At 69.9% G+C, this 24,099-nt stretch carries 18 protein-coding genes; 10 read left to right on the forward strand and 8 right to left on the reverse strand.

The window, feature by feature from the left end; translation table 11 throughout:
• Positions 1–52 precede the first annotated feature (52 nt).
• Both N5079_RS07150 and N5079_RS07155 read left to right on the forward strand, forming a co-directional pair.
• A complete protein-coding gene (locus N5079_RS07150) occupies positions 53–1,219 on the forward strand; it encodes a sensor histidine kinase (RefSeq protein ID WP_261582777.1) in 1,167 nt (388 codons plus the stop codon).
• 28 nt (positions 1,220–1,247) lie between these two features.
• Positions 1,248–1,907, forward strand: a complete 660-nt coding sequence (locus N5079_RS07155) for a response regulator (protein WP_261582778.1) — start codon at positions 1,248–1,250, stop codon at positions 1,905–1,907.
• Here the strand turns inward: N5079_RS07155 and N5079_RS07160 are convergent.
• Entirely contained in the window at positions 1,853–2,560 is a 708-nt protein-coding gene (locus N5079_RS07160) for a hypothetical protein (protein WP_261582779.1), read from the reverse strand. The genes N5079_RS07155 and N5079_RS07160 overlap by 55 nt on opposite strands.
• Before the next feature lie 118 nt (positions 2,561–2,678).
• Entirely contained in the window at positions 2,679–3,437 is a 759-nt protein-coding gene (locus tag N5079_RS07165) for a hypothetical protein (RefSeq protein ID WP_261582780.1), read from the reverse strand.
• 177 nt (positions 3,438–3,614) lie between these two features.
• Between N5079_RS07165 and N5079_RS07170 the strand changes: the two genes are divergently transcribed.
• From N5079_RS07170 to N5079_RS07180, 3 genes are read left to right on the forward strand one after another with little or no spacing between them, the layout of a single operon-like run.
• Complete coding sequence (locus N5079_RS07170; protein WP_261582781.1) at positions 3,615–5,825, forward strand: DUF6421 family protein; 2,211 nt, start codon at positions 3,615–3,617, stop codon at positions 5,823–5,825.
• A 13-nt stretch (positions 5,826–5,838) separates the two neighbouring features.
• Complete coding sequence (locus N5079_RS07175) at positions 5,839–6,492, forward strand: SDR family NAD(P)-dependent oxidoreductase (RefSeq protein ID WP_261582782.1); 654 nt, start codon at positions 5,839–5,841, stop codon at positions 6,490–6,492.
• Positions 6,493–6,510: 18 nt separating this feature from the next.
• Positions 6,511–7,596: a threonine aldolase family protein gene (locus tag N5079_RS07180; RefSeq protein ID WP_410007754.1), complete on the forward strand. Its 1,086-nt coding sequence runs from the start codon at positions 6,511–6,513 to the stop codon at positions 7,594–7,596.
• 10 nt (positions 7,597–7,606) lie between these two features.
• Here N5079_RS07180 and N5079_RS07185 read toward each other — a convergent pair whose 3' ends face one another.
• Both N5079_RS07185 and N5079_RS07190 read right to left on the reverse strand, forming a co-directional pair.
• Positions 7,607–7,903: a DUF3467 domain-containing protein gene (locus tag N5079_RS07185; protein WP_261582784.1), complete on the reverse strand. Its 297-nt coding sequence runs from the start codon at positions 7,901–7,903 to the stop codon at positions 7,607–7,609.
• Positions 7,904–7,963: 60 nt separating this feature from the next.
• Positions 7,964–8,659 carry a DUF305 domain-containing protein gene (locus N5079_RS07190; RefSeq protein ID WP_261582785.1) on the reverse strand — a complete coding sequence of 232 codons (696 nt, stop codon included), beginning with the start codon at positions 8,657–8,659 and terminating at the stop codon, positions 7,964–7,966.
• Positions 8,660–8,782: 123 nt separating this feature from the next.
• Between N5079_RS07190 and N5079_RS07195 the strand changes: the two genes are divergently transcribed.
• Positions 8,783–9,481 (forward strand): DUF3105 domain-containing protein, encoded by a 699-nt coding sequence (locus N5079_RS07195; protein ID WP_261582786.1) that lies wholly within the window; start codon positions 8,783–8,785, stop codon positions 9,479–9,481.
• Between the two features lie 215 nt (positions 9,482–9,696).
• Here N5079_RS07195 and N5079_RS07200 read toward each other — a convergent pair whose 3' ends face one another.
• Positions 9,697–10,044: a nuclear transport factor 2 family protein gene (locus N5079_RS07200; RefSeq protein WP_261582787.1), complete on the reverse strand. Its 348-nt coding sequence runs from the start codon at positions 10,042–10,044 to the stop codon at positions 9,697–9,699.
• Between the two features lie 88 nt (positions 10,045–10,132).
• Here N5079_RS07200 and N5079_RS07205 point away from each other — a divergent pair, with 88 nt between their 5' ends.
• Positions 10,133–12,877: a LuxR family transcriptional regulator gene (locus N5079_RS07205; RefSeq protein WP_261582788.1), complete on the forward strand. Its 2,745-nt coding sequence runs from the start codon at positions 10,133–10,135 to the stop codon at positions 12,875–12,877.
• 40 nt (positions 12,878–12,917) lie between these two features.
• Here the strand turns inward: N5079_RS07205 and ald are convergent, their stop codons facing one another.
• Positions 12,918–14,039 carry an alanine dehydrogenase gene (ald, locus tag N5079_RS07210; RefSeq protein ID WP_261582789.1) on the reverse strand — a complete coding sequence of 374 codons (1,122 nt, stop codon included), beginning with the start codon at positions 14,037–14,039 and terminating at the stop codon, positions 12,918–12,920.
• Between the two features lie 156 nt (positions 14,040–14,195).
• Between ald and N5079_RS07215 the strand changes: the two genes are divergently transcribed.
• On the forward strand, positions 14,196–15,224 hold the full coding sequence (locus N5079_RS07215) for a SecDF P1 head subdomain-containing protein (RefSeq protein ID WP_261582790.1): 1,029 nt from the start codon (positions 14,196–14,198) through the stop codon (positions 15,222–15,224).
• A 154-nt stretch (positions 15,225–15,378) separates the two neighbouring features.
• On the opposite strand, the gene N5079_RS07220 is transcribed toward N5079_RS07215, so the two are convergent.
• Positions 15,379–17,670: a molybdopterin cofactor-binding domain-containing protein gene (locus N5079_RS07220; protein WP_410007755.1), complete on the reverse strand. Its 2,292-nt coding sequence runs from the start codon at positions 17,668–17,670 to the stop codon at positions 15,379–15,381.
• 107 nt (positions 17,671–17,777) lie between these two features.
• Between N5079_RS07220 and N5079_RS07225 the strand changes: the two genes are divergently transcribed.
• Entirely contained in the window at positions 17,778–19,304 is a 1,527-nt protein-coding gene (locus N5079_RS07225) for a PucR family transcriptional regulator (RefSeq protein WP_261582791.1), read from the forward strand.
• Positions 19,305–19,540: 236 nt separating this feature from the next.
• Here the strand turns inward: N5079_RS07225 and N5079_RS07230 are convergent, their stop codons facing one another.
• Entirely contained in the window at positions 19,541–22,456 is a 2,916-nt protein-coding gene (locus tag N5079_RS07230; protein WP_261582792.1) for a BTAD domain-containing putative transcriptional regulator, read from the reverse strand.
• Positions 22,457–23,161: 705 nt separating this feature from the next.
• On the opposite strand from N5079_RS07230, the gene N5079_RS07235 reads away from it, so the two are divergent.
• Complete coding sequence (locus N5079_RS07235; protein ID WP_261582793.1) at positions 23,162–23,941, forward strand: BTAD domain-containing putative transcriptional regulator; 780 nt, start codon at positions 23,162–23,164, stop codon at positions 23,939–23,941.
• Positions 23,942–24,099: the final 158 nt, after the last annotated feature.

Below are 24,099 nucleotides of genomic sequence, written 5' to 3' on the forward strand. Positions count from 1 at the left end.
ACGGTCCATTAGGCGATGGGAATGACGCCGGGAACACATTAATCTGCCCGGCATGCGCCCTCTCATCCGGCATCTTCGCTCGCTTCCCAAGGTCGATTTCCTGATCGGGCTGGCGGTCATCGCCCTCGGCACGCTTGAGGCGCTGACGGTCGCCACGGCCTACGGCGCGAGCGAGAACCCGGAGTTCTGGTGGATCGGGCAGGCGCTGGTGACCGGCGTCCTGCTGTGGTACCGCCGGCGGGCTCCGGTGGCCGTCTTCATCCTGATGATCCTCGCCCAGTACGCCTGGCACCGGCAGGGCAACGAGAGCTGCCCGGTCTGGCAGCTCGCCGCCCTGCTCATCGTCTTCCACACGGTCGGCGCGCACCTGCCGCTCAAGCGCGGCGGGACCTGGGGGCTCGTCGGGATCCTCGTCTTCGACTCCGGGGCCGTCGACCACCGCTTCCTGCCGTTGGAGGAGGTCATCTTCCTCACCGTGCTCTTCGGTTCGGCCTATCTGACCGGGCTGGCCCTGCGCGGCTACCTCCTGCGGGTCCACCGGATGGCCGAGCGCGCCGCCCGCATGGAGATGGAGCGGGAGCGGCGGGCCGCCGAGGCCGTCGCCGCCGAGCGCAACCGGATCGCCCGGGAGCTGCACGACGTGGTGGCCCACAGCGTCAGCATGATGGTCATGCAGGCCGGGGCGCTCCGCCGTACGCTCGGGGGCGACAACCTGGTGCTCAAGGGCATCGAGCAGTCGGGCCGGGAGGCCGTCGAGGAGCTCCGGATCATGCTGGGCGCGCTGCGGATGCCGCAGGACGAGGCACTGCCCCAGCCGGGCCTCGACATGGTCGGCAACCTCATCTCCACCGTGGGCTCCTCCGGCCTGCGCGTCAGCCTGTCCGTCGAGGGCGACGCCGTACGGCTCCCGCCCGGCCTCGACCTGTCGGCCTATCGGATCGTCCAGGAGGCACTCACCAACGCGCTGAAGTACGCCGGGGAGGCCGACGTGCGGATCCGTGTCGACTACCACCGCGACTCGCTCGAGTTGGAGGTCGTCGACGACGGCGGGGGCGGCGGGCCGGCGCTGTCCACGGGCAACGGGCTGATCGGCATGCGGGAGCGGGCGGAGCTGTTCGGCGGCTCCCTCGAGGCCGGGCCACTGCCCGAGGGCGGCTTCCGCGTTCACGCTAGGCTGCCGATCTCGCAGGGAGTTCCGATGAGCGAGGCGACGAATTGATCACCGCTGTGATGCCGGGAGAGACCAGGTGACGTCCATCCGCATCGTTCTGGCCGACGACCAGGCGATGATCCGCGCGGGGCTGCGCATGGTCGTCGAGAGCGAGCCCGGCATGGAGATCGTGGGTGAGGCCGCCGACGGCGTCGAGGCGGTCGCCGTGGCCAGGCGCGTCCAGCCGGACATCGTCCTCATGGACATCTCGATGCCGAGGATGGACGGCCTCACCGCCGCCAGGCAGCTCCTCGACACCCCACGGCCTCCGAAGATCATCATGCTCACCACCTTCGACACCGACGAGAACCTGTACGCCGCGCTGCGGGCCGGGACGAGCGGGTTCCTGCTGAAGGTGTCCCCGCCGGAGCAGCTCGTGGAGGCCATCAGGGTGGTGGCGGCCGGGGACGGCCTGCTCGACCCCGCCGTCACGACCCGGGTGATCGCCTCCTTCGCCGGCCGGCACGAGCCGGTCCGGCCGCCGCAGCTGTCCGACCTCACGCCGCGCGAGCTCGAGGTGCTGCGGATGCTCGCCCGCGGCCTCACCAACGCCGAGATCGCCAAGGACCTGTTCGTCGGGGAGGCCACGGTCAAGACCCATGTCGCCCGCGTCCTCATGAAGCTGAACCTGCGCGACCGGGCTCAGGCGGTCGTGTTCGCGTACGAGTCGGGCGTGGTGACGCCGGGGCTGGGGTAGTACGACGCCCACTCCGTGTTGCTCATCCGCAGCAGCTTCAGGCCGACGTAGCCCAGGACGAGGACGTTGCCGCCGCTCCAGAAGAAGCTGAGCGGGCCGTAGTCCATGACGAAGGGCGAGAGCCAGGCCAGCGCACCGGCGGCCGGGACCCACCAGCGGACGAAACCTGCCCGGACCAGCGCGACCATCAGCACGATCAGGCCGACCGGGCCCAGGAAGACCCACGGCATCTGGAACGCGAAGACCACGCCGGGCAGGTCGTACACCTGGTTGAACAGCTTCTCGGCCTGGTCGGCCGGGTAGCGCTGGCCGAACCACCACTCGACCGCGTCGCCCATCAGCAGCGCCGACAGGTTGACGAAGCCGAGGGCGGTGAACACGCCGCCGATGTGGCCCAGCACCGTCCCGCGGGTGCGCGTCAGGTGCAGCAGGCCGAGGGCGGCGAGTGGCAGGAGCAGCCAGCTCCAGTGGTAGAGGGCGGACTGGAGCTGCGCCAGCGCCGGGTTGATGGCGAAGGTCGCCACCTCGCGGTCGTCGTCGCTCCACGTGCCGGGGTCGACCAGGGTGGCGGTGAGCTGGAGGAGTGGCGAGACGATCAGCGTGGCGCCGATCGCGGTCCGCCGGAAGTCGGCGGCATTGGTGATCTTCAACATGGGGTGTCCTTTCGGGGGGTGGCGGACGCCCGTCTCGGGGGAGTCCGTCGCGGGGGTGATGAGGCGTCACCCGCCCGGGCGACGCCGCGATATCAGGGGCGCGCGGCCGGGCCCGGGATCAGGCGGCCGTGCCGGCGTGAACGGCGGCCCCGGCGGTGGCTGTGGGGGTGGCTGTGGGGGTGGCGGTGGGGGTGGCGGTGGCGTCCGTCGTGGTGCTCGGGTAGTGCGGGTAGTAGGAGGCCCACTCCTCGTCGGTCATCCGGAGCACCTTCAGGGCGATCGTGCCGAGGCTGACCAGCGGCAGCGTCCAGAAGACGATGGTCACCGGGCCGTACGGCACCGGGAGCGAGCCGACGTAGCCCACGGCCGCGAGGGCCGGCACCCACCACTTCACGAACCCGGCCCGCCAGACGGCGGTCACGAGCAGCGGCACGCCGAAGAGCGCGAAGAAGATCCACGGCATCTGGTAGCCGAAGACGAGGCCCGGCAGGTCGAGGACCTCGTTGGTGAGCCGCTGCGCCTCCTCGGCGGGGTAGTGCGCACCGAACCACCACTCCACGGGGTCGGAGAACATCAGCGCCGACATGTTGGCGGCACCCAGGACGGTCACGATCCCGGCGATGTGGCCGAAGACGACGGCCCTGCGCCTCGTCAGGTGCAGCAGGCCGATGGCGGCGACCGCGGTGAGCAGCCAGCTCCAGTGGTAGAGCACCGACTCCACCTGGGCCAGCGCGGGGTTGGCCTGGTAGCTGACCGCCTCGCGGTCGTCGCCCCATGTCCCGGGGTCCACGATGACGGCGATCATCAGGAACAGGGGGGCCAGGATCAGCAGGGCGCCCGTGGCGACGCGCCGGAATCTGGCTGACTGCTTGAACATCATTCCTCCTCGGCTGTTGCTCTTACAGCCGGGAACGGTAGGTCCGTGCCGTCCGCTGTCACGTCCGCCGCCGGGGTGATTGCGCCTCACCCGTGCGGGCTAGGCGCTGACTTCTCGCTCTTTACGCTTCAATGTGTATATTTTGCGGGACTTGGTTCCTGAAACGGGAGATTTTCCATGAGAGCATTCCCGTCGGTCCTGTTCGACGAGGCGCACAGCGAGGCCTGGACGATCCGGCGGGACGTCGCCGAGGCCATCAATTCCGCGCATCCCGACGACAACAGCTACGCGGCGGCCGCCGACGTCCTGCGCAGGCTCGGCCACACGGTGGCCGCGCACACCGAGGGCCGCGTCACGCCCTCGCTGCTGGACGCCCACGACGTGTTCGTGGTCGCCCACCCGTCCGGGGCGCTCTGGGAGCGGACGACCGGCGTGGGCAGCCCGGTCTTCACCGACGGCGAGCTGGACGCCATCGAGGCATACGTCGCCGGCGGCGGCGGGCTCGTGGTGCTGGCCGAGTGCGAGCACGAGAAGTACGGCAGCAACCTCGCCGACCTGCTCGGCCGGTTCGGCGTGGGCATCCAGCACACGACCGTCCAGGATCGGGCCAACTGCCACAACAAGGTCGTGACCTGGGTCCTCGCCGCTCGTGGGCCCGCCGAGGAGGACGCCCCCGGCGTGCGGCAGGACGTGCTGGCCGGTGTGGGCCAGGCCTGCTTCTACCGCGCCGGCACCCTCGTGACCCCTCCGGGTGCGACCGTCCTGTTCCAGACCTCCGCGACCGCCGACCCCCCGGGCCGCCCGCTGGCGGCAGCCGTACGGCACGGGCGTGGCCGGGTGGTCGTCCTGGCCGACTCGGACCTCTTCGGGGACGACTCGCTCGCCGACTACGACCACGCCCAGCTCTGGACCAACCTCGTCACCTGGGCCGCCCGCATCCCCCTGGTGCGTGATCATGCACAGGTTCCCGGAGGGGTCTCGCGACCTGCCGATTCACTTGGCGTGATCATGCAGGACGGCCGGCCCATCCCTGCCGGTGCACGATCACGTACAGCGTCGCCGCAGGTAGGGGCAGGTGGCAGGGAATCCGTGCATGATCACGGCGGGGAGGAGTGGGCGGGGCTCAAGGCGGCTGTCGAGGAGCTGCGGACGCTCCAGGCCAAGGACGGGTCGATCACGGGAGACCACGACCGCGCCATCGCCCTGATCAACGAGATCACCGCCCATGTCGTACGGCTCGCGCCCCGATTCCCGCACGACCGGGAGTATCTCGACGCGGTCGTGGCCGACTTCCGCAAGTGGGCGGCGGACGGCCTCGGCGTGCCCGACTTCCTCGACTCGCTGAACGCCTTCCACCCCGACGCCCAGCGGGTCGACGGGCTGGAGCACCTCGTGATCTTCCCGATGTACACCCAGAACGGGAATCCGAACCGCAACGTCGAGGCCGTCTGGATCCGCGTCGTCTGGCCGGAGTGGCTGGCCGCGCTGGAGCGGGGTGGCTATGACAACCCGATGTTCGTGCCGATCGCGTTCGAGGACTTCACCTCGGGATACGACACGAACTCGGCCGTGCTGTTCCCCGAGACCGTCGCCGTCCGGGAGACGCCGCCGAGGTTCAGCTGGGGCGGCATCTTCTGCGACCGTGAGGCGGCCAGGTTCCGCGCGGTCAGCGAGGCGGCCGCCGAGACCCTCAAGCTGGCGCTCCCGCCGGATGCCGCCCGGCTGCTCGCCTCGCAGGAGCTCGCCCAGGACACGTTCGTCCTGTGGGACCTGGTCCACGACCGGACGCACAGCCACGGCGACCTGCCGTTCGACCCGTTCATGATCAAGCAGCGCATGCCGTACTGGCTCTACACGCTCGAAGAGCTGCGCTGCGACCTGACCGCCTTCGGAGAGGCCGTGAAGCTGGAGGCGAACGGCGTGCCGCACGCGCGGTACGTGCAGTACGCCATCCTGTTCGACCGGCTGTTCCGCTTCCCGATCACCGGGGCCCGGGTGCGCAACTACGACGGGCTCGGCGGCCAGCTCCTGTTCGCCTACCTGCACCGCCAGGGCATCGTCCGCTGGACCGACAACCGGCTTTCGATCGACTGGGCCCGGGTGGCGGACGGCGTCGCCGACCTGCGGGGCCAGGTCGAGAAGCTCTACCGCGACGGCATCGACCGGTCGAAGCTCGCCCACTGGCTCGCCGCCCACCAGCTCGTGGCGGCCTACGTCGAGCCGCACCCCGAATCGGTGTGGAGCCGGGGCGTCCAGGCGCTGCCGCAGGAGCAGAAGGCCAAGGTGGACGCGGTGCTGCCGGACGAGTTCCCCCTGAGCATGTTCTACGAGGCGCTGCGCCGTAAGCTCACCGACGTGGTGGAGTCCACCAAGGGCATCCGGGCGTGAGAGTGGGGGAGCGATGAGCAGGGTCATTCTGGTCGCGGGGTCTGGCAGCCCAGCCGGGGAGGCCGTCGTCCGGCGGTTCACCGAGTTGGGCGACACCGTCGTCGCGGTGAACAGGTCCGGCACGGACGGCGCCCATGCGGTCGATCTCCTCGACCCGGCGGCCGTACGGGACCTGGCCAAGCGGATCGAGGCCGAGCACGGCAAGGTGGACGGGATCGTCCACCTGGTCGGCGGCTACCGGGGGTCCAAGACCTTCGCCGAGACCTCGCTGGAGGACTGGGACCTCCTGCACGGCCTGCTGATCCGGACCCTGCAGAACGTGACACTCGCCTTTGAACCGCTGCTGCGGGCGAGCGGCGACGGCCGCTTCGTGATCGTGTCGGCGAAGGCGGCCCAGCGTCCCACGAAGGGCAACGCGGCCTACGCCGCGGCCAAGGCGGCCGCGGAGGCATGGACGCTGTCGTTCGCCGACGCCCTGAACGGCACGGCGTCCGCGGCCGCGATCCTGGTGGTCACCGCTCTGGTGCACGATGGGATGCGGGCGGCCAACCCGGACAAGGCGTACACGGGCTTCACCGACGTGAACGACCTCGCGGGAGCGATCGCGGGGCTGTGGGACCAGGATGCGGCCGCCGTCAACGGGCGGCGGATCGACCTCACGGCCTGACGCCTTCCTAACGGACGGATGGAGATTTTCGTGACTACGGATGCCGTGCGGCGGCATGATCCCGCGACCAAGACGTTCGCCAGCGACAACTACGCGGGGGTTCACCCGGAGGTCCTGGAGGCGATAGCCCTGGCAAACGGCGGGCACCAGGTCGCGTACGGCGACGACGTCTACACCGAGGCCGTGCGGGGTGTCTTCCGGCGGCATTTCGGCGACCACGCCGAGGTGTGGCCCGTCTTCAACGGCACGGCCGCCAACGTGATCTCGCTACGCTCGATGTGCGCGCCGTGGGAGGCGGTGGTCTGCCCGGAGAGCGCCCACATCAACACCGACGAGGGTGGCGCCCCCGAGGTGACCGGGGGCCTGAAGCTCCTGCCGGTGCCGACCCCGGACGGCAAGCTCACGCCCGACCTGATCGACCGGCGGGCGTGGGGCTTCGGCGACGTGCACCGGGCGCAGCCGCGGGTCGTCTCCATCTCCAACGCGACCGAGCTCGGCACGCTCTACACGCCCGCCGAGATCAGGGCGATCTGTGACCACGCCCACGAGCTCGGCATGTTCGTCCACCTCGACGGCTCGCGGATCACGAACGCCGCCGCCGCCCTGGACGTGCCCCTCCGCGCGCTCACCACGGACGCGGGGGTCGACGTGCTGTCGTTCGGGGGCACCAAGATCGGGCTGCTGCTGGGGGAGGCCGTCGTCGTCCTCAACCCGTCGGCCGCCAAGGGCCTGCCGTACCTGCGGAAGACCGGCATGCAGCTGGCCTCGAAGATGCGTTTCGTGTCGGTGCAGTTCGAGGCGTTGCTCGGTGGCGACCTGTGGCTGCGCAACGCCCGCCAGGCCAACGCCATGGCCAGGCGTCTCGCGGAAGCCGTACGGAACGTCCCCGGTGTCGCGGTGCCGCGCCCGGTGGAGGCCAACGCGGTCTTCGCGATCCTGCCGGCCGACGCCGCCGACCGGCTGCGCAAGCGGTTCCGGTTCTACAACTGGAACGAGCAGATCGCCGACGGGAAGGTCGAGGTGCGCTGGATGTGTGCCTTCGACACCACCGAAGCCGACGTGGACGCCTTCGCCGGCGCCCTGCGGGAGGAGCTCCGCGCCTGACGGGCGCGGTTCACACCTTCTGGCCGGTCTCCTTCTCGTAGGCGCTGAGCTGCTGCTCCAGGGCTTTCATCAGCTCGAACACCTGGGCGGGAGGGAGCCGGATCCGGCTGACGATCCTGGTTGGCACGCTGACGTACCGCTCCCCGGAGCGGGGGTCGTCGGCGAGCGCCGGAGGCCGCGTGATCACGGCGAAATCCAGGACGAACCCATCCTCGGTGTGCCAGACCGAGGCGAAATTGGCATACTGCCCCGCCTCCACCTCGGCGGAGATGCTCACCTCAAGGCGGCTCTCGGGTTCCTCGTTCACTGTCTCTCCCCTCTGGCCACGGCATTTACATCGTGCCCCGGCCGGAGGGCGGGCGTGCGCCTATCCGGTGGGGCTCTTGAGGATGGACGGCATGGGCTGGGCGCCCCGTTCCGCCAGGAGGCCCGTCATCAGCCTGATCTCGGCCGTCTGGCCGTCGACGATGTGCTGGGCCAGCGACCGCACCTCGGGGCGGTCGGACAGCTTCAGCAGGCCGTCGGCCATCTCCACGCCGCCCTCGTGATGACGGATCATGAGCTGGAGGAAGAGGACCTCGGCGTCCTTGCCCTGCGCCGACCGCAGGCGGTTCATCTCCTCATCCGAGGCCATACCCGGCATACGCCCCGGCATGCCGCCCGGAGTCGCCCCGGAGACGGCCCCGCCGCCGTGGCCGTGACCGGACATCCAGGCCATCGGAGGAAGGCTGGACGCCTGGGTCAGGCCCCACTGCTGGAGCCAGCCCATGAACATCCCCCGCTGGGCGGTCTGCGTCGTGATGATGTCGTACGACAGGGTCCGGAGCGGGCCGTCGGAGGTCTTGTCGCGCACGATGAACGACATCTCCACCGCCTGCGAGTGGTGGATCGCCATGTCCCTGGCGAAGCCGGCCTCGGGAGACGCGTCTCCCGGCGTGTCCGACCTCGTCACGAAGAGCATCAGTACGGCTGCCGCGACCACGACGACGACCAGCCCGGCGATCGGGAGGCCCCTCCGGGGCCGCGGCGTGGTGTCGAGCGGGACGCTCGTCTCGGTGGTCATCGCACCACAGGCTACCCGCCCGCCGTGACAGGGCCGAGCCAAACTCCCATCTATACCCACTATTCTCCATACCGCAGTGGGGGTGTCAGTAAATAAGGCGCGGACGAGGCCGTTGGAGGATGGATGACGAAGGAAAAGGCACAGGCGAGGCGTGACAACCTCGCCCGCATGCGGGCCGAGCAGAAGCGCAAGGAACGGCGTGCGGCCCTCCTGATGTGGGGAATCGGCGGCATCGTCATCGTCCTGATCGTCGGCCTGGTCGGTTTCTACGTCATCAACGACAAGGCGCAGAAGTCGCTGAGCGCGGTCAAGACCTACACGTACAAGGGCTCCGACCACACGTGGAACAAGGTCTCCTACAAGGAGAACCCGCCCGTTGGAGGCCAGCACAACTTCTACTGGCAGAACTGCGGCATCTACGACAAGCCCATCCACAACGAGCACGGCGTCCACTCCCTGGAGCACGGCGCGGTCTGGATCACCTACCGTCCCGACCTGCCCAAGGCCGACGTCGACAAGCTGAAGACCCTGGCCTCCGCCGAGTACATGCTGCTCAGCCCCTACCCCGGCCTTCCGGCCAAGGTGATCGCCAGTTCCTGGAACCACCAGATCGTGCTCGACGGCGCCGGCGATCCCCGGCTGCCCGAGTTCATCAAGACGTACAAGCAGAACCCCAGCTTCACCCCCGAGCCGGGCGCCGCATGCGACCAGGGCGTCGGCACGACGGCCGACCAGCCGCTCCCGCCGGAGCCCTCCCCCTCGGCCAGCCCCACCGCCGGGCAGCCCTCCACGATGCCGAGCGCGTCCCCCAAGGCCTCCTGAACCGGGCCGCCAGCCGGTGATGAGCACGCGGAGCCACGCGCTCCGCGTGCTGCCGGGCCGATCGGGGCCGGTCGGGGCCGGTCGGGGGCGATCGCCCTCCACCCCCCGGTGGCATTCCGGCGGTCGCGTACGGCGCACCGGACGCCGCCAGGTGAGCGTCGGTCAGCCGGGTGGGTGTGCCCTGCGGGGGTGCGGGGTCATGCCGCGGTCTGGGGTCATGCCGGAACCCTGTCGAGGAAACCGAGGACGCGCTTGACGCGCCCGTTCTCCAGCACCGCCACATCGAAGCCGACGACCAGCGGCTCCGCGCCCTCCGGGCCCAGGTGCCAGCTGAAGCGGGCGATGTCGTGGTGGGCGTCGACCTCGCCGCCGAGCGTGAAGACCAGCCCGGGGAACTGCTCCTGGACGGCGGCGATGACGGCGTCGATCTGGTCGCGGCCCGCCACGTCGGCCAGCGGGTCGGTGTAGGCGCCGTCCTCGGCCCACACCTCGCCGATCAGCCTGCGGCGCTCGGCGGCGTCGGTGACGTTCCAGGTCTCGATGTACTTTTTGATGAGTTCCATGGCCCGTACGCTACGGACCTGCGGTTACGGTCGAATCCGCACTGCTTAGGTAATCGTTGCCGGTTCTCGGTCAGGTATCGTCCCACCCATGCTGGTGGGCCGTTCCAGGGAACAGGAGCATCTGTCCGCCCTCCTGGACGCCGCCGGCGGGGGCGCGAGCGCCGCGCTCGTCCTGCGGGGCGAGCCCGGCATCGGCAAGACCGCGCTCCTGGATTGGGCCGCCCAGAACGGCGCCGCCCGGCACGGCACCGTCCTGCGCGGCGGCGGCGTCGAGTTCGAGGCCGAGCTTCCCTTCGCGGGTCTGAGCCAGATCCTCCGCCCGGCACTCCATCTCCTCGACCGGCTCCCCGCCCCGCAGCGCGACGCTCTGTCCCGGGCCTTCGGCCTGGTCGTCCACCCACGCGTGGGCCCTCCGTCCGAGCGCCTTCTGGTGGGCATGGCCGTTCTCTCCCTTCTGGCGGAGCTCGCCGACGACTCCGCCCCGGCCGGCGCGCTCTCTGCCGGTGCTCCCGGCGGCGCCTCTGCTGGTGCTCCCTCTGCCGATGCTGCCGCCCCTGGTGCCTCCTCGGCTGGGCCGCTGCTGGTCCTCGTGGACGACGCCCAGTGGCTGGACGGGGTGTCGGCCGAGGCGCTGCTGTTCGCGGCCCGGCGATTGCACGCCGAGGGCGTCGTGATGGTGTTCGCCGCGCGCGCCGACACGTTCCCCGCGCCGGGCATTCCCGAGCTGCGCCTCGCCGGGCTCGGCCCGGCCGACGCGGCCAAGCTGCTGCCGGAGGGCCTTGACCCGGCGGTCCGTTTCCGGGTGCTCGCCGAGTCCCACGGCAACCCGCTCGCCCTGACCGAGCTGCCCTCCGTGCTGACGGGGCCCTCCGTGCTCACCGGCCCGGTCGTCCCGCTCACCGGGAGGCTTCAGGCGGCGTTCCACAGCCAGGTGTCCGCGCTGCCCCGCCGGACGCGGACCCTGCTTCTCGTCGCGGCCGCCGAGGAGACCGGCGACCTGCCCGTCATCCTGCGGGCCGCCGCGACGTTCGGCGCGGGCCCCGCCGACCTTCCGACCGGCGACGCCCTCATCTCCGTCGACGGTCAGCGCCTGCGGTTCCGCCACCCGCTGGTCCGCGCCGCCGTCTACCAGGACGCGCCCCTCGACGTCCGGCTGTCGGTCCACGCCGCCCTCGCCGCCGCCCTCGCCGCCGCACTGGACGCCCCCGAGCTCGCCGACCGCCGCGCGTGGCACCTCGCCGCAGCCACGATCGACCCTTCGGAAGAGGTCGCCGCGGCGCTCGAGGCGTCCGCCTGGCGGGCCCGCGACCGCAACGGCTACGGGGCCGCCTCGGCCGCCTTCGAACGCGCCGCCCAGCTCACGCCCGTCCCCGCCGACCGGGCGATCCGCCTGCTGCGGGCGGCGGAGACCGGCGCGGAGGCGGGCCAGATGGCGCGCGCGGTCGCCCTCGCCGAGGAGTCCTTCTCTCACACCGGCGACCCCTCCGTGCAGGCCCGCATCGCCCACGTCGAGGCGCTCGCCTGGTTCGACCAGGGCGACTACGCGACCGCCCACGACCTCCTGCTCGCCGGTGCGGCGATCGCCGAGCCCGGCCGGGCGGCCCGGATGCTCTGCCAGGCGTTCCACACCGCCTGGTTCCTCGGCGAACCCCGGCTCGGCGACGTCATCGACCAGCTGGCGGCCCTCGGCGCCCCGCTGGCCCGCATCCTCGTCTCGTCCGTCCGCGGCACACCCCCACCCCTCGGGGAGAGCGCCACGGCCGCCCGCGAGGCTGGCGCGTCCACCCGCGAGCTCACCCTGCTGGCTGGGGCGGGCTTCGTCACCGGGCAGGACGCCGAGGTGCACGCCCTGGCGGCCGCTCTCGCCGCCGAGGCCCGCGCCGCGGGTGCGATCGGCTCACTGCCCCTGATCCTCTGTTTCCAAGCCGAGGCCGAGTTGTTCGCCGGCCGCCTCCGCGACGCCGAGATCAGCGTCGCCGAGGCCGTCCGCGTCGGCCACGACACGGGCGCGCTGCTTCCGGTGAGCCACGCCGGCGCCATCGCCGCCTACGCGGCGGCGCTCACCGGAGACGAGTCCCGCTGCCGCGCGCTCGTCGCCGAGTCCCTCGCGGACTCGGCCCCGGGCCAGGCCCCGGCAGGCCGCCACTGGACCCTGTGGGCGCTCGGCCTCCTCGACCTTGGCCAGGGCCGCCCCGAGCCGGCCCTCAGCCGTCTCGCCGAGCTCCACGACTCCGGCATGCCTCACCATGTCAGCGTCACCCGCTCCGCTCCCGACCTGGTCGAGGCGGCCGTCCGGGCCGGCGATCACGACCGCGCCGCGTCCGCCGCCGCCCGCTTCGCCGACTGGGCGGCCCGCGTCGCCCAGCCGTGGGCCCTCTCCCTCCACCACCGCAACCAGGCGCTGTTGTCGGACATCCCGGAGCCCCACTATCTGGAGGCTCTGGCCCTCCCATCCCGCCCCTTCGACCAGGCCAGAACCCGGCTCCTCTACGGCGAATGGCTCCGTCGCGCCCGGCGCAAGTCCGAAGCCCGCGCTCACCTCACCCGCGCACTCGAAACCTTCGCCGCTTCGGCCGCCGCCCCGTGGTCCCTCCGCGCCCGCACCGAACTGGAGGCCACCGGAACACCCGTCCCCGCTTCTGGCGCGCACACCGCAACCCCCCTCACCCCACAGGAGCTCCAGATAGCCCGGCTCGCCGCCCAGGGCCTGTCGAACAAGGAGATCGCAGCCCAGCTCTTCCTCAGCCCCAAAACGGTCGCCTACCACCTCTACAAGGCCTATCCGAAGCTTGGCGTCACCTCACGAGGCGAACTGGCCGCGCGTTCGCTCTAGACGGCCGCGCGTTCGCTCCAGATGGTCCTCCAAGCCGCCCTCAGCGGCCCTCCAGCAGGCGCTCGGCCGGCACCGCCTCCAGCCCGTGCGCCTCGGCCACGGGAACGCTGGTGAGGTGGCCCTGATGGGTGTTGAGTCCGCGGGCCAGCGCCGGGTCCGCGGACAGGGCCGCTCGCCAGCCCATGTCGGCGATCGCCAGAGCGTACGGCACCGTCACGTTGGTCAGCGCGTACGTCGAGGTGTGCGGCACGGCGCCCGGCATGTTGGCGACGCAGTAGAACACCGAGTCGTGCACCCGGTAGACGGGGTCGTCGTGGGTGGTCGGGCGCGAGTCCTCGAAGCAGCCGCCCTGGTCGATCGCGATGTCGACGAGCACCGAGCCCTTCTTCATCCTCGACACGAGCTCGTTGCCGACGAGCGTGGGCGCCTTGGCGCCGGGCACGAGCACCGCCCCGATCACGAGGTCCGCGTCGAGGACCGCCTTCTCGATCTCGTACGCGTTGGACGCCACTGTCTGGCAGTGCCCCTGGTAGACGAGGTCGGCCTGGCGGAGCCTGTCGATGTTCCGGTCGAGCAGCAGCACCTGGGCCTGCATGCCGAAGGCGATGGCCGCCGCGTTCATGCCGGACACGCCCGCGCCGATCACCACCACCTTGGCCGGGTACACGCCGGCGACGCCGCCCATCAGCACTCCGCGGCCCCCGCCCTGCCGCATGAGGTGGTAGGCGCCGACCTGCGGGGCCAGCCGTCCCGCGACCTCCGACATGGGCGCGAGCAGCGGCAGCGCGCCGTCCGCCGTCTGCACGGTTTCATAGGCGATCCCGGTCACCCCCGAGTCGAGCATGGCCCGCGTTCCCGCCTCCGACGCCGCGAGGTGCAGGTAGGTGAAGAGGACCTGGCCCTTGCGCATCCGGTGATACTCGGCGGGCACCGGCTCCTTGACCTTCAGGATCAGCTCGCCCTCGGCCCAGACGTCGTCGGCCGAGTCGAGGATCACGGCTCCGGCGGCGGCGAAGTCGGCATCGAGGATGGCCGAACCGGTCCCGGCGTCCCTCTCGATGAAGACGTCATGGCCGTGCCGTACGAACTCGTGGGCCCCGGCCGGCGTGAGCGCGACACGGTACTCCTGGGTTTTGATCTCGCGGGGAACTCCGACCTTCATTGCTCCACTGTGTGGGCGCCGTGACCAGTACGGCAGACCGCAACGTACAAGCATTTGTCGGGCATTCATGACAAATTGTCAAAGGCCTCCGAAGCTGGACAGCGCATGGTCATCCGATTACCTGCCGTTGGCATACCTCGGTAGGCTCTCGGAGCGATGGCAGGGATCGAGGTGGGGATGCAGAACGCGCCCGTGCCGGGTGATGAGGAACCCGTGGCCCCAGGCGGAGCCGAGCAGACGCCACCGGGTCGGGTCACGCCTGAAGGCCCTCCGGCGCCGGACGGTCCCCAGGCGACCCGGGGGACGACGGTGGCGCTCGTCGTCGCCCTCGTCCTGGTCGTCGTGATGACGGGCGTCCTGGGCGCGGTCGCCATCCTGATGACCCGCAACCCCGACGCGCCGCCGCTGTCGCAGACGCCGGTTCGCCACCTTCAGGTCCCCATGCACTTCGCGCCGGTCACCGGCGTGACAGGCGCGCCGTGCGCGGGCACCGACGCCATCCCCGACAGCGCCGGCGCCAAGTGCTACCAGCTCGATCCCGGGGTCACGGTGAGCACGGTGCAGAAAATCGAGCCGGTCCCGGAGCGCGACGGCACCTACTCGATCCGCCTGGAGCTCTCCCCGTCCAGCCGCGACCAGATCGCCGAGCTCACCCACGAGACCGTCAAGCAGCAGCTCGCCATCGTCGTGGCGGAGAAGGTGGTGGCCGCTCCCCGCGTCGCCCAGGAGATCACCCAGGGCAGCCTGAGCATCGCGGGCTTTACCAAGGCAGAGGCCGACGCCCTCGTCTCGACACTGACGGGCGCCGTGCCGGGGCAGCAGCCTGCCGTCCCGTCGACCACCCCCTCGCCTCCGGCCGGGCAGCAGCCGACCACCGGCACCGGCATCACCGAGCCGGGCCAGACCCAGTCTGTACAGCCCCAGCCGGGTGTGACCCAGCAAGGCACGGGCCAGCCGGGCACAGGTCAGCCGGGCGCCCTTGGGGCCGGTACGGCACAGCCGACGCCGGGCCAGGCCATCAGGCCGGTCGGGCAGCACACAGCGGGCACGATGCGGTTCGCCACCTGCAAGGAGGCCACCGAACACGGCCAGGGGCCGTTCTTCAAGGGTCGGCACCAGGAGTATTACTGGTACACCGACGTCGATCACGACGGCGTCGCCTGCGACCCCGACGACCTCGTCTGAGAGGTGCCCCGGACCGGGGCCGTCACCGATGCATGATCACGTACGGGCTTCTCCCACGTCAGCCCGCGTCGCCGGGAATTTCTGCATGATCACGACTCGCGTTTGCGCAGGTCGCCTCCGCTTGCCGGGAACCTGTGCATGATCACGCGGGGGGTCAGGAGGGGGCGGCGAGGGCGATGTCCTCGGGCCGGATGGGGACGCGGGGCAGCTCCAGGCCCGTCGCGGCCCGTACGGCGGCCGCCACCGCGGGCGTGGAGGACAGCGTCGGAGGCTCACCCGCGCCGCGCAGGCCGTACGGCGCGTGAGGGTCGGGGTTCTCCAGGATCGACAGCCGCATCGGGGGCATGTCGAGGATCGTGGGGATCAGGTAGTCGGTGAACGACGGGTTGAGCACCCTGCCGTCGCGGACCTGGATCTCCTCCATGAGCGCCAGGCCGAGGCCCTGCGCCGTGCCGCCGTGGATCTGCCCCTCCAGGGCCACGGGGTTGAGGATCCTGCCGACGTCCTGCACGGCGGCCAGCTCGACGACCTTGACCAGGCCGAGCTCGACGTCCACGTCGACGACGGCCCGGTGGACGCACAGCGCGAGCTGGGTGTGCGAGTCGCCCTGACCGGTCACCGGGTCCATGGGGAACGTCGGCCGGTGGCGGTACTCTCGCGTCTCCTCCACGGGGCCGAACCGCTCCAGCAGCTCCACCAGGCCCAGCTCCGGGTCGCCCGCGCGGAGGCTGTCGAGACGCTCCCGTACGGCTTCGCAGGCCGCCTTGACCGCGCCGCCTGTGACGTAGGACTGGCGGGACGCCGACGAGGAGCCGGCGGAGCCGACCGAGGTGTCCGCCGGGGCGACCGTCACCTTGTCGATGCCGAGCTCGGTGCGGGCGATCTGGGCCTTGACCGTGATCAGCCCCTGCCCCACTTCGGCGGCGGCCGTGTGCACGAGCACGTGCGGCTCGCCGCCGAGGAGCTCGACGCGCACCCGTGCGGTGGAGTAGTCGTCGAAGCCCTCGGAGAAGCAGATGTTCTTGATGCCCACGCCGTATCCGACGCCGCGCCGCACGCCCTCGCCGTGGGTGGTCTGCGAGACACCGCCGGGAAGCGACCGCAGGTCCGGAACGGGCTCGGCGCTGGAGGGCTTGGCGCTGGAGGGCTCGGTGATGGAGCGCCTGGTGACTGTGGAGCCGGGCAGCGGCATGGCGGCCAGCTCGCGGAGCATGCCGGCGAGCGGCGCGGGGGAGTCGACGACCTGCCCGGTCGCCAGCCGGGAGCCCTGGGAGACGGCGTTGCGGATCCTGATCTCGACCGGGGACAGCCCGCACGCCTCGGCCAGCCTGTCCATCTGCGACTCGTAGGCGTAGCACGCCTGGACGGCCCCGAAGCCGCGCATCGCCCCGCAGGGCGGGTTGTTCGTGTAGACGCCGTAAGCGTCGATCCGGACGTTGTCCACCTCGTACGGCCCGACGCCCAGCGATGCGGCGTTGCCGACCACGGCGCGAGACGTCGAACAGTAAGCGCCGCCGTCGAGGAGGATCTCGGCCCTGACGTAGACCAGGCGCCCGTCGGCCGTGGCGCCGTGCTCGTAGCGCATCCAGGCCGGGTGGCGGTGGACGTGCCCGAAGAACGACTCTTCCCGGCCGTACACGATCTTGACCGGCCTGCCGGTCCGGAGGGCCAGCATCGAGGCGTGGATCTGCATCGACAGGTCCTCGCGGGCGCCGAACGCGCCGCCCACCCCGGCGAGCGACAGCCGCACCTTCTCCTTGGGCAGACCCAGGCAGGGCGCGACCTGGTCCTGGTCGACGTGCAGCCACTGCGTGGCGATGAACAGGTCCACGCCACCGTCCTCGGCGGGCACGGCCAGGCCGGACTCCGGGCCGAGGAAGGCCTGGTCCTGCATCCCGACCTCGTACTCGCCCGTGACGACCACCTCGGCCTGAAAGCGATCACCCACTCGGACCGGCTGGTGCCGTACGAGGTTGCCGTGGGGATGGACCGGCGGGCAGGACGGGTCGAAGGCGGCCCTGCGGGGATCGACGACCGCCTCGCGCGGCTCGTAGGCCACGATGATGGCGGCCGCCGCGCGGCGGGCCGTCTCCGGATGGTCGGCGGCGACCAGCGCCACCGGCTCGCCCTGGTATCGCACCTGGTCCACGGCCAGCACCGGCTGGTCCCGGTGCTCCAGGCCGTAGAACTTCTCGCCCGGCACGTCCTCATGGGTCAGCACCGCGAACACGCCCGGCATGGCCAGCGCGGGCCCGATGTCGATCGAGCGGATCCACGCGGACGGGTGCGGGCTGCGCAGCGTCGCCCCCCACAGCATGCCGTCCAGCCAGAGATCCGAGGAGTACGCGAACTCGCCCGTCACCTTGAGTGTGCCGTCCGGGCGGGGCACGCTCGCGCCGACGCCGGAGCGCGACCCGGAGCGCGGCTCGGTCTGGATGCTGGTCACGTGGGCAGTACATCAACCCCGGCCGTCCGGGCCCAATGGGCGGCGGCATGAAACCCGGCGGTGGGGCGGGGCGCTGATTGTAGATTTCTCCAAATACGCTAAGTCGTGTGCTCTTGAGGGATCTGCTCGCCGTCGCGGAGCTCCGGCTCGCCCTCCTGACGGGCGACGACCGGCTCGACCGGGAGATCTCCGGCGTCCTCATCACCGACCTGCCCGACCCGGGGCGGTACGTCTCGGGCGGTGAGCTGGTCCTCACCGGCCTGATGTGGCGGCAGGAGCCCGCGGACTCGGAGCGGTTCGTGGACGCCCTGGTCAAGGCGGGCGTGGCGGCGCTGGGGGCGGGCGACGCGCGGCTCGGCCTCGTCCCGGACGATCTCGTGGCCGCCTGCCGGGACAGGGGCCTGCCGCTGCTAGAGGTGCCCGTCGAGGTGCCGTTCGGGGCCGTCACGGAGATCGTCGGGAGGCGGCTGCCGGGTCTGGCGGGCACCCAGGTGGGAGAGTTGCGCAGCGCGCTCGGCCGCCACCGCAGGATCGTCGCCGCCGTCGCCGAGGGTGCGGGGCTCGACGAGCTGTTCTCGCTCATGGCGAGCGAGCTGGGCGTCACCGGAGCCGTGATCTCCGCGTCCGGATCGGTCATCGCGGGCGAGCTCCCGGAGGGCCATGCCGTACGGCTGGCACGGGAGTATCTCGCCGCGGTCCGCCTTCCCGTCGTGGCCGGGGTGGACGGCCCGTTCACGGTCTTCGCGGTCGACCGCTCGGACCGGGCGGCCGGGTGGGCGCTGGCCTGCCGGGGCGAGCTGGACGTGGAGATCGGGTTCGAGCTGGCCTCGTGCGTGGCCATGGAGCGGACCCGGATGGAGGAGGGCCGCCGGGTGGAGCGGCGGCTGGCCGAGCAGCTCATCGCGCTGGCCTGCTCGGGGGCCGCCGACCTCTCCGAGCTGTCGGCCCGGCTCCGGACCTGCGGCATCGACGCGGCCGAGCCGTACGTCGTGGTGACCGCGACGGCGGCGAGGCGGAACGCCACGGAGGGTCCGGACCCCGCCGTGCTGGGCGGCCAGGTGGTAGAGGAACTGCTGGGCCGCCAGGTGGTGGCCGCCGCGGGCGCCGACGGATCGGTCGCGCTCATGCCCCTGCGAGAGCATGGCACGGCTGACGCCCTGGCAGCGCGGCTGCGGGAGCGTACGGCCCTGCTGAGCGCCGGGCTGCCGGGGACGCGGGTGTCGATCGGCGTGAGCGGCGCCCTGACCGGCCCTTCGGCGATCCGGGGCGGGGTCGAGGAGGCCGGCCACGCGAGGCGGCTGGCCGACGCGCGCGGCGGGGGAGTGGTGACGAGCGACGAGATCTACACCCACGTCCTGCTGCTGGCCACCGTGCCCGGCGACGTCCGGCGGTCGTTCGCGGAGCGGCTGCTCGGTCCGCTGTTCGACTACGACCGGCGGCATCAGGCGGAGCTGGTGCGGACGCTCGGCTCGTTCCTCGAGTGCGCGGGTTCGTGGAACGCGTGCGCGGAGCGGCTGCACGTGCACGTCAACACGGTCCGCTACCGGATCCGCCGGGTCGAGGAGCTGACCGGCAAGAACTTGTCGTCGATGGCCGACCGAGTCGATCTGTTCCTCGCTCTGCGCGCCGGCTGACCAGGCTTGCCGGCCAGCGCGGCGTTTATGCGCGCCAGGAGAAGGCTGACTGTCGGCCTCGAAGCACGCGAATCAGTAACAGTTCCCCGAGTGGAAGTAGCGTGCGTCCCGAGCCCGCTGACCAGCGCCTACATTCCGCGATCAAGCCTCATGTGCCCACGAACCGCGGAACCGGGTTTAGCATTGCCACGACCCGGTCCGGGTGCGTGGGGCTACATGCAAGTTGAGTATTGGCTTCAGCCGCGCTGCGAAGGCGGTTTGAGTGATTTGGCAAAGGCGGCGTAGATGGCGGACTGCTCCTTGGCCGCGATTTCGCCCCAGCGTTTGTCGTCGACCGTGCGGGCGATCGCGATTGCGTCCTTGACGCAGCTCAGGGCATTGTCGAGCTCATCGAGCAGGCGAAGGGCGCGGGCCAGGTAACAGAGGCACTTCGGTTTGATGGCGTGGTACTTGATCGTACGAGCGCGGTCCAGTGCGTCCTCCAGGTGAATCTTCGCTGGCAACGGCTCGTTCTGATCGAGACAAATCTCGGCGATGGCTACAAGGCATTCAGATGCTTGGTAGTTGTCCCCTGCATCGCGCGCCTGAACTAGCGCATACTTCAGCGCGGCTGTGGCCGCCGTCAGGTCACCAAGACCACGGCTAGCACGACCGGCCATGAAGAGCGCGTGCCGTTCGCCCACATTCGAGCCGATCTCTCTGGAGATCGCTAACTGCTCCTCTGCGCATCTTAGGGCATCCTCGTATCGCTCCAGATGCACGTAGACGACGCTTAGGTTGCCCAGCGCCCGCATTTCAGCGAATCGGTCTCCCAGGCCACGTTGAAGCGCCAATTCCGTTTCCTGATGGGCTGCGGCCTCGGCCGACTGGCCCATTTGGTGCAATGGCCCGGCGATATTGCCATGAGCACGTGCCTGGATGTGGAGATCGTTGAGGCGTTTCCCCGCGTGCAGGGCTTGCTGATGGATCGCCATGTTGTCCCTTCTCCGACCCTCGTGATGGAGATACCACCAGAGCGAAAAACACAGGGCCACCCCCTGACGGGCGGTGGGCTCGCTCACCGACGTCATTGCTTGCGAAGCGGCGGCGAGGAGATTGGGTCGCTCTTTCTCTAGCCATTCGTGTGCCTCGCTGCCGTCTGCTAGAGGGCACGGTTTTGGCTCAACCTCCGGTCCCGGTGGCTGTACGCGATGCGGGTCCAGGAGCCTTACGGCGAGACGGGTGGTAGCGGTGTAGAGACCAAGCGCTCGATTGAGCGCGGCCCACCGCGCGTCCGGGGTCTCGTGCTCTTCGGATAATTCGAACGCGAACCGCCGTACCAGATCGTGAAGCTGAAACCGGCCGTACGTGCCCGACTCGGCCATGTGGGCATCCACCAGACGCTCAAGCGCCCGTCCAGCAAGATCAACTTCGATGTCGAGGAGGGCCGCGACCACGTCGGCGGTCACATCTGGCACGTGGAGAAGGCCGAGGCGACGCAATGCCTTGGCCGCCGCCCGGTCGAGGGGTCGGTCACTTCGCGAGAGAAGATCGTAACTGAGCCGAAAGCTCGCACGTACCGCGATATCGCCTGACTCGAGTTCGTGAAGCACTTGCCGCTCGTCTCTGAGCCGCGCGACCAGATCCGTGACCTTCCAGCCCGGCCGATCGACAAGGCGGGCCGCCGCAAGGCGCAGGGCAAGCGGTAAACCCCCGCAGAGGTGCACCAACTGTGTCGTCGCCGCGGGATTCGCCGCCACGCGTTCGGCGCCCACCAGCTTGGCGAGCATGGTGACCGCTTCGAAGTGCGGCATCGTGCCGAGACGCAATTGGGCACAGTTGTCAGCCACCGCGAACGATTCCCGGCTTGTCAGGAGGATGGCGTTGCCCTGTGGAACGGACAGGACAGGGCGCACCTGATCCAGAGCTGCCGCGTTGTCCATGACGATGAGGACGCGCCGAGCAGCGAGCCGTTCCCGCAACAAGGCCGCCGCCTCGTCGATGTCCGAGGGAACGGCCTCAGCAGGTACGAGCAGGGCACGGAGGAACCTGCTGAGCATCTCGTGAGGCTCCAACGGTTTCACGCCCGGTGTCGCGCCGTGGAGGTTGACGTAAAGCTGCCCGTCCGGGAAATGCTCGCTTACCGCGTGCGCCGCTTCAATCGCCAGGGCGGACTTCCCGGCCCCAGGCGCTCCAATGATCACAACCACAGGCTGGGGTGGGCTGCCGTCCCATGGCGCGAGTAGTGACCGAAGCCGGACCAGTTCCGCCGCCCGTCCGACGAAACTGAGCACCCTACGTGGGAGCTGACGCGGCACCGGAGCCGGCATCGTCTCTCCGGGGCCAGACGCGGCCGTGACCCAGGACGATGGCAGATCGAGAGCGGGATCCGCGCGGAGAATTTGTTCGTGACATCGGCGAAGGCTCTCGCCGGGGTCCACTCCGAGTTCCTCGACGAGCAGGCGCCGGGCCTCGTCGAAGACGCTCAGCGCGTCAGCCCGGCGGCCGCATCGATAGAGCGCGAGCATCAGGAGTTCACGGGGGCGTTCCCGAAGCGGATTGTCGTGGACCAGGTTCCACAGGTCGGTGACCGCTCCCTGATGGCGTCCCAGCAGCAGCAGAATATCGGCGCGTAGTTCCAGAGATGTGAGACGCAGATCGCTCAGGCGCCGCCGCGCTCTTTCCGCGAAGGGACCGGGCACCCCGCTCATAGCCTGCCCCTGCCACAGGCTCAAGGCCTTCGTCAGCGTCAGTAGGGAGGCTTCGTAGGCTCTTTCATCCCTCAGTTCCCCGGCCTGATCGACATAGCGCTCGAACAGAACCGCGTCGACCTGGTTCTGTTCAAGCCGCAACACATATCCGCCGGACATGGAGACCAGAAGCCGCGAGGGGCCACGCTGCGTGCGGGACGGCTCCAGGGCTCGCCTCAATCCCGCCACATACGTGTAGACGCTCTGTTCGGCGGTGACCGGAGCCTTCTCTCCCCAGACGCCATCGATCAGCTGATCCCGTGAGACCGTCCGTCCGGCCTGGATGGCGAGCATACTGAGGACCGCGCGCTGCCGCGGTGGTCCGAAGTCAAGCTTCTCCTCATCGCGCCGGCCCGTTACGGGACCCAGAACACTGATCTGATAGCCCTCAGCATGCATATCCGCCACATCCACCGGGGGCATCCGACCTCCTGACCTTGATTACCGGCGTTCTTGTGACGGCAGTCATAGTGGCATGGCGAGAGCGACATAGATTGCAGCCTGTTCCGCGACGGCGCACTCGCTCCAGCCTTTGTGTCCTGCGAGGCTGCCAATTGCAATGGCCTCCACCCGGCTCGAGGATTCATTTGAGGGATGAATGTGCGTATAGATGCTCTGTTCAGAGGCCTTGGGGCGTGCTCTCCCCACATCCCGTCGATCAGGTGTTCTTTCGCTAACACCTGTCCCCGGTGGGCGGCCAACGTGCACGGGGCCGCCTCCTGCAAGGGCGGCCCGAGGTCGATCCTCGGGAAGCCACGCCAGGCGACCACCGGACCAAGCATGGCAAGACGGCACGTCTCCGATCGACTCTCCGGTGCCCATCTCTACGCCTTCGCCTACCACCCTCTGCCGAGTCGGGACCTTGCCTCCATGGAGGCTAGATGATCCGGGATACCCTCACAAGCGAAAAGCGGATGGCCCATAACGATTGTTTCGGCGACACGTCCTGCCCGCTCAGTTGAAACATGGCATTGGTGCCTCGCTGGCCCAACGCGTTTAGCAGCTCTCTAGGTGGTATCTAGAGACATAGATCATAGTGGCCTTGCAGAACGTATTGAACGGGGTGTCCAGAACTCGTCTGTCGACTGAGGGAATGCAATGTCACATTGCTTTCGGATCTTGGGGCCGGTGGAGGTACACAGTACAGGAGAGGTCATCTCCATCAGTGGCCGCAAGCAGCGAGTATTTCTCTTGTCGCTGCTTCTCAAAATCAACCGGCCGGTAGCCCTCAACGAGATCGCTGACGTCCTGTGGGACGGTGAACCCCCGGCTTCGGCGTCCTCGAACGTTCGCAATCACGTAGTCGCCCTCCGACGTTCCCTTGCCGCGATGCAGGACGTTGGAGTAGTCGCTGGGGATCGCTCGTACAAGCTTGTCGCTTCACCGGAACGACTAGATCTGACTCGCTTCGAACGGCTGGCCACGGATGGTCGGGTCGCGCTGTTCCGACGTGACTATATGACGGCCGTCGAGCATCTCGACCAGGCGATCGCCTTATGGCGGGGACCCGCAGGAGGGGGTATCTCATGCGGCAAACCGTTGGCCGTACGTCTGCGCATGCTGCATGAGCAGTGGGCGGCTGCGATGGAGGAACGTGCGGAAGCGCAACTTGCTATGGAGCGGAACGTGGAGGCGGCCGCCGGGATGCGCGTCCTGCTTACCGAGGAGCCACTACGAGAGCGAGCCTGGGGGCTGCTGATCCGTGCGCTGTATCTCTCTGGTGATGCGTCCGGTGCTCTGCGCGCCTATTCGGAGGCGAGGTTATGGCTGGTGAGCGAACTTGGCCTTGAGCCCGGAGACGAACTCCGTCAACTCCAACAGGCCATCCTTCGCAGGGACCCTGAACTGCCCCGGCTTTCGTGGAGACCTCAGGGTTTGATTCCAGCGGGTTCGCTGGACTGGTGTTGAGCGTAGTAGAGGGCTTCGTCCTCGCCCTTCGAGCGTCACGTCTGGACCGATGCATGAGCGACCCACGCGGGTGCGGCGTGCCCGGAGCCGATCTTGTGGTCCCCGTGTGCGGCAACGGCGTGCAGGGTCGACTCCCGGTCGGTCTCAGGCTCGAAACC

The organism is Planotetraspora sp. A-T 1434 (assembly GCF_025420585.1).
In the GTDB taxonomy this organism is placed as follows: Bacteria; Actinomycetota; Actinomycetes; order Streptosporangiales; family Streptosporangiaceae; genus JAOEGB01.

Bases quoted from the DNA above. Each gene is read 5' to 3' on its own strand.
- N5079_RS07165 (WP_261582780.1), bottom strand. From the start codon at position 3,437: ATGTTCAAGCAGTCAGCCAGATTCCGGCGCGTCGCCACGGGCGCCCTG.
- N5079_RS07150 (WP_261582777.1), top strand. From the start codon at position 53: ATGCGCCCTCTCATCCGGCATCTTCGCTCGCTTCCCAAGGTCGATTTC.
- N5079_RS07230 (WP_261582792.1), bottom strand. From the start codon at position 22,456: ATGCCCCCGGTGGATGTGGCGGATATGCATGCTGAGGGCTATCAGATC.
- N5079_RS07160 (WP_261582779.1), bottom strand. From the start codon at position 2,560: ATGTTGAAGATCACCAATGCCGCCGACTTCCGGCGGACCGCGATCGGC.
- N5079_RS07205 (WP_261582788.1), top strand. From the start codon at position 10,133: ATGCTGGTGGGCCGTTCCAGGGAACAGGAGCATCTGTCCGCCCTCCTG.
- N5079_RS07195 (WP_261582786.1), top strand. From the start codon at position 8,783: ATGACGAAGGAAAAGGCACAGGCGAGGCGTGACAACCTCGCCCGCATG.
- N5079_RS07170 (WP_261582781.1), top strand. From the start codon at position 3,615: ATGAGAGCATTCCCGTCGGTCCTGTTCGACGAGGCGCACAGCGAGGCC.
- N5079_RS07215 (WP_261582790.1), top strand. From the start codon at position 14,196: ATGGCAGGGATCGAGGTGGGGATGCAGAACGCGCCCGTGCCGGGTGAT.
- N5079_RS07175 (WP_261582782.1), top strand. From the start codon at position 5,839: ATGAGCAGGGTCATTCTGGTCGCGGGGTCTGGCAGCCCAGCCGGGGAG.
- ald (WP_261582789.1), bottom strand. From the start codon at position 14,039: ATGAAGGTCGGAGTTCCCCGCGAGATCAAAACCCAGGAGTACCGTGTC.
- N5079_RS07190 (WP_261582785.1), bottom strand. From the start codon at position 8,659: ATGACCACCGAGACGAGCGTCCCGCTCGACACCACGCCGCGGCCCCGG.
- N5079_RS07180 (WP_410007754.1), top strand. From the start codon at position 6,511: ATGGAGATTTTCGTGACTACGGATGCCGTGCGGCGGCATGATCCCGCG.
- N5079_RS07200 (WP_261582787.1), bottom strand. From the start codon at position 10,044: ATGGAACTCATCAAAAAGTACATCGAGACCTGGAACGTCACCGACGCC.